Raw genomic sequence first — 5,414 nt, 5'->3', positions numbered from 1 at the left:
GCGCGGCACGGGCCGGCGACATCGGCGCCCCGGCGGCGGGAGCGGCAGCCGGCTCGACGGCCGCAGGAGCGACGGATGCTGGAGCCGGGCCCAGCATCCTTGCCGGTGCTGCCGGCATCGGAGCCGGCGCTGGTTGTTGTGCCTGGACTGGCGAGGGATCGGCGGCCGGCCTCGGCGCGGCCGCACGCAAGCTCGGAGCAACAGGCGCCACGGCGGCGCTGGCGGCGGCCGCATCTGCCGCAACCCGGGCCGCCGGCGCAGCGGCACCGCGTGCGCGCGGCACCTGTTGGCCGCCACCCTGCGCCACCGCAGGTGTGGGGCTGGCCGACGGGCGGAACGCCAGCATGCGCAGCAGCGTCATGGTGAAGCCCGCATACTCGTCGGGCGCCAGCGCCAGTTCACTGCGGCCAAGGTTGGCGATCTGGTAGAACAGCTGCACTTCCTGCGCGTCGAAGGCGGCGGCGAAGCGGCGCACTTCCGCGGCTTCCGGCCATTCTTCCTGGACCGAGGCGGGCACCGCCTGCGCCAACGCGATCTTGTGCAGCAGCGAGGCCAGGTCCTGCAAGGCACCGGCGAACGACAGGCTGCGATCCGCCATGCCATCCGCCACCGCCAGCATGGCGGTGCCGTCTTCGGCGGCCAGCGCATCCAGCAGCTGCACCAGGTAGCTCTGATCGATCGCGCCCAGCATGCCGCGCACGGCGGCCTCGGACACCTGGCCGGCGCTGTAGGCGATGGCCTGGTCGGTCAGCGACAGCGCGTCGCGCATCGAGCCGTGGGCGGCCTGGGCCAGCAGGCGCAGCGCGTTGGGCTCGCGCACGATGCCCTCCTCGCCCAGCACGTGGTCAAGGTGGCTGACGATATGGCCCGGCGGCATCTGCTTGAGGTTGAACTGCAGGCAGCGCGACAGCACCGTGACCGGGATCTTCTGCGGATCGGTGGTAGCCAGGATGAACTTGACGTGCGCGGGCGGCTCTTCCAGCGTCTTCAGCATGGCGTTGAAGGCGTGGTTGGTCAGCATGTGCACTTCGTCGATCATGTAGACCTTGAAGCGCCCCGCCGTGGGTGCGTACACCGCCTTGTCCAGCAGTGACGCCATTTCGTCGACACCGCGGTTGGAGGCCGCGTCCATCTCGATATAGTCGACGAAACGCCCGCTATCGATCTCGGTGCAGGCCTTGCACACCCCGCAAGGCTGCGCGGTGATGTCACCCGTGCCGTCCGGCCCGATGCAATTCAGCGCCTTGGCGAGAATCCGGGACAACGTGGTCTTGCCGACGCCCCGCGTACCGGTAAACAGGTAGGCATGGTGCAGCCGCTGTTGTTCCAGCGCGTGCGTGAGCGCGCGGACCACGTGCTCCTGGCCGACCAGCGTGGTGAAATCCCGGGGGCGCCATTTGCGCGCTAGCACTTGATAACTCATGGCGGCGATTGTAGCAAAAGGCAGCCGTCCTTCAGGCGGGATTCACGCCCGCTTCACATGGTGGCCAGGTGCGTTGCCCTGCGCCCCAGGCCCCTAGCCACATTCCCCGACATACCCGCAGTTGGCGCACTTGGCGCAGCCATCGACCTTGTGCAGGGCATGGGCGCCGCACTCCGGGCAAGTCTTGCCCGAGCCCAGCCCCATCCCGGCGGCCGGCGTGCCGGCGCCACCAGCGACAGGGGCCGCGCCCACACTGTCGACGGCACCCCCGCCGAGCCCTTCCAGCCCGGCCAGGCGGGCGGCAAGCGCCGCCACCGGCACTTGGACACCCTCCGCATCGAGGAAACCCCGCTTGATCAGGATGCGCTGCAGGGCGTACCCGATCGCCGCCACCTCGGAATCGTGGAAGCGCGGCACCTCGGTGCCGTCCTGGCGCGCCAGCGTGCCATAGCGCACCGTGCCCTTATCCCATACGACGCTGCGCATGTCGGCCAGTGCCTTGGCGATCGAGCCCCCGGAGCGGGCCACCATCGACAGCAGGCGCATGGTGGACGTGATCCACTGCTGGCCGTCGTTGCGCTGCCCGGCCGGCATGAAAAACTCCACCGGACGCTCCACGGCCACCGGCTTGCCGTCGAGCAGGCCGGCCACGCGCATGAAATTGACCGTCAGGTAGACCGTCTTGTGCCCCTCATAGGTCATGTACTCGACCTTGGACGTCACCCCTTCGAGGTCGCCCACGGGAYGGCTCGCGAATGGCTTGCGCAGCGGGTCGTCCGTCACAGCGGCCGTGGCGGGTGCAGCCGGGGCGCCGGCCGGCGGCGGCGTCACCGACAGCACCGCGCCCAGCACGCTATTGGGGCGGTAGGTGGCAAGCCCCTTCAGCCCGGCGCGCCAGGCTTCCAGGTAAAGGTTGCGGAAGGCCTCGTATKGATAGTCCTCCGGCACGTTCACCGTCTTGCTGATGCTGGTGTCGATATAGGGCTGGACCGCCTCGAGCATCTTCATATGATCGAGCGCCGACATCTGCAGCGCCGTGACAAAACTGTCAGGCAACTGCGCCATGTCGCCGCCGAGGTGGCGATAAAGGCGCCAGGCATGATCCGCCACCTCGAACACCTTGTAGCTATCGTCCGCCATGCGCTTTTTGCGGTTGTAGGTCCACGAGAAAGCGGGCTCGATGCCGTTCGACGCGTTGTCGGCGAACGCCAGCGTGATGGTGCCGGTCGGGGCGATCGACAGCAGGTGCGAGTTGCGGATGCCGTCGCGGCCGATGGCGTCACGCACCGCCGGCGGCAGGCGCCGCGCGAAGCCGCTGGCCAGGTAGGCCTCGGCCTTGAAGAGGGGGAAGGCGCCCTTTTCCCGCGCCAGCCCGGCCGATGTCAGGTAGGCAGTGTCGCGCAGGGCCTGCGCGATGCGTGCGGCCAGCGCGCGCCCCGCCTCGGCGTCATAGCGGATGCCCAGCATCACCAGCGCGCTGCCCAGCCCGAGGAAGCCCAGGCCAATGCGCCGCTTGGCATGCGCCTCGGCCTGCTGCTCCGGCAACGGCCAGTAGGTGACGTCGAGCACGTTGTCGAGCATGCGCACCGCCAGCCGCACCACCTCGGCGAAGGCCTCGAAATCAAAGCGGCTGTCCGTGCCGAAGGGCTGGCGCACGAAACGGGTCAGGTCGATCGAGCCGAGGTCGCAGCAGCCATAGGACGGCAGCGGCTGCTCCGCGCAGGGATTGGTGGCCTCGATGCGCTCGCAGTAATAGAGATTGTTGTCGTCATTGATGTGCGACAGAAACAAGATGCCCGGTTCCGCATGGTCGTAGGTAGCCTGCATCACCTGATCCCACAACTGGCGCGCCGGCACACGGCGATAGGCCCACTGGCCGTCATCGCGCCGGTAAGCGCCCGCGGCGATGGTTTCCGCCGCGGGCTCGGCCTCGTGCACCAGCTCGACCTCGCCATCGGCCTCGACTGCGCGCATGAAGTCATCGCTGACGCCGATCGAGATATTGAAGTTGGTCAGGTCGCCGCGGTCCTTGGCGTGGATGAAGGTCTCGATATCCGGGTGGTCGCAGCGCAGCACGCCCATCTGCGCGCCACGGCGCGAACCGGCGGATTCCACCGTGGCGCAGGAGGCATCGAACACCTTCATGAACGACACAGGCCCCGAAGCGCGCGAGTGCGTGCCCCTCACCAGCGCCCCGGCCGGGCGGATCGCGGAGAAATCGTAGCCCACGCCGCCGCCGCGGCGCATGGTCTCGGCCGCTTGCGCCACCGCGGCGTAGATGCTCGGCTTGCCGTCACGCACCTCTGACACGGAATCGCCCACCGGCTGCACGAAGCAGTTGATCAGCGTGGCCTCGATGCGCGTGCCCGCCGCCGAGTTGATGCGCCCGGCCGGCACGAAGCCCTGCTCCTGCGCCCACAGGAAGCGCTCTGCCCATTGCGCGCGCTGCGCCTCGGGCTCTGCCTCGGCCAGCGCGCGCGCCACCCGCTGGCGCACGTCGGCGGCGCTCGCCTCCTCACCCTTGGCGTACTTCTCCAGCAGGACTTCCGTGGAGACGTCCTGGGGCGGCAGCGTGGCGCGGAGCATCTGGTCTTTGGCATTCATCGTGGATCTCGCAGGTGTCTAGGTTGCATGGCTCAATCAAGCGACTCAATCAATTTACGCAATCAATTTCGCGGAAAACCGCCGGACCCGCACGCTCTGGGTTACAATGCCGACCGGACGGGCCTCCTCGCATGGTGGCGCGGTCAACCTGGTCAGGTCGGGAACGAAGCAGCCACAGCCGTTTTCCGCCAGTGCCGAGGGTCAGGCTCGTCCCCCTAACATCCCCCTAGCTGTATTCCGCAGGTATCCAGCCGCAGCTATCCAGCAGTAACATCCCCTAGCATCATCGCGCTTTCTTCAAGTCTGCGCATCAGGCCGCCGATAGCATAGTGCTCGGCAAGGCCTCGCTGAATCCGCATCCACGCAATGCCCTCCCGTTTTTCATGATCCAGGGCTCGCTTAGAACAGCGCGCCCTGGCGCGACGTTTGCAGCGCATCCGCCGCAATCCACTCTCCGTCGGCCGTGGCCACGCCGGCCTCGACCCGCCGCCCGGGGAACATCGGCCTGACCGCTGCCACATAGCCCGCGAGCTGCTGCGCGTAGGCCGCGTGCTCCTGCGGCAGCAGGCGCAGCTTGTAATCGATGATCACCACCCGATCGGCAAACTCCACCAGGCGGTCGATCCGCAGCAGGCGGCCGCGCGCGTCGTAAAGCTCGACCTCGTTGCGGGCGCTGAGCGCGGCCTGCGGGAACAGCAACGGCCGCAATGCCGGCGCTTCCAGCATCAGCCGCGCGCCTTCGACCGCGGCATGCGCCTGGTCCCGCCACAGCGTGCGCGCCTGCGCCGTGCCGGCGCCCGCCAGCGGGAACCAGCGCATCACCACCTCGGGCGTGGGCAAGCCCTCGAACGCCTCCGGATAGCGTGTCACGCGTTCGAGCAGCGCATGCAGCAGCTCGCCATGGCGCGCCGCGTCGGCATCGAACACGATGGTATGGCCGCCATCCTCACCGGGGGCAGCGCCCTGCTCCGCTTCCTCGTCTTCCCACGCCAGCACCGGCGCCAGGCTCTCGGCCGCTTCACGGTAACGCTGGCGAAAATCGGTAAAGCGCACGCGCGCATCATTGCTGGCGGTGGCATCCGCCACGTCCTGCGCGGTGGCCGCCGGAAAGGGCTCGACTTCCACGCCGACGCCGGCCGCAAGCAGCCGCGCATACCAGCTGCCGGCGATCTCGCGGTTGCCCTCGGCGCTATCGGCGCTGCGCGATGCGCGCCCCTTGACGCCGCTCACCAGCAACCCCTGGCGCGCACGCGTCATCGCCACATAGAGCAGGTTCCAATTCTCGCGCTCCGCCAAGGCGGCCTCAGCCTCGAACAACGGCGCGCGAGCGAGCCCGCGCGTGCTGCGCTTGCCATAGGCGGAAAAATGCACCGGCACGGCCGAGGAC

At 68.6% G+C, this 5,414-nt stretch carries 3 protein-coding genes and 1 other RNA gene; 1 reads left to right on the top strand and 3 read right to left on the bottom strand.

Annotated features, from left to right (window positions below):
• Both AC1DS3_RS34630 and AC1DS3_RS34625 read right to left on the bottom strand, forming a co-directional pair.
• On the bottom strand, positions 1–1,423 hold a 1,423-nt coding region (locus tag AC1DS3_RS34630), incomplete at its 3' end, for a DNA polymerase III subunit gamma/tau (RefSeq protein WP_477128956.1).
• A 93-nt stretch (positions 1,424–1,516) separates the two neighbouring features.
• A complete protein-coding gene (locus AC1DS3_RS34625; RefSeq protein WP_477128955.1) occupies positions 1,517–4,027 on the bottom strand; it encodes an adenosylcobalamin-dependent ribonucleoside-diphosphate reductase in 2,511 nt (836 codons plus the stop codon).
• A gap of 116 nt (positions 4,028–4,143) precedes the next feature.
• Here AC1DS3_RS34625 and ffs point away from each other — a divergent pair.
• Positions 4,144–4,242, top strand: an RNA gene (ffs, locus tag AC1DS3_RS34620) — signal recognition particle sRNA small type.
• Between the two features lie 184 nt (positions 4,243–4,426).
• Here ffs and AC1DS3_RS34615 read toward each other — a convergent pair.
• Positions 4,427–5,414 (bottom strand): PD-(D/E)XK nuclease family protein (locus AC1DS3_RS34615; RefSeq protein ID WP_477128954.1); only part of this gene is annotated, 988 nt, incomplete at its 5' end.

Source organism: Cupriavidus sp. 01L46 (assembly GCF_056399905.1).
This window is presented reverse-complemented; position numbering and strand designations above follow the sequence as displayed.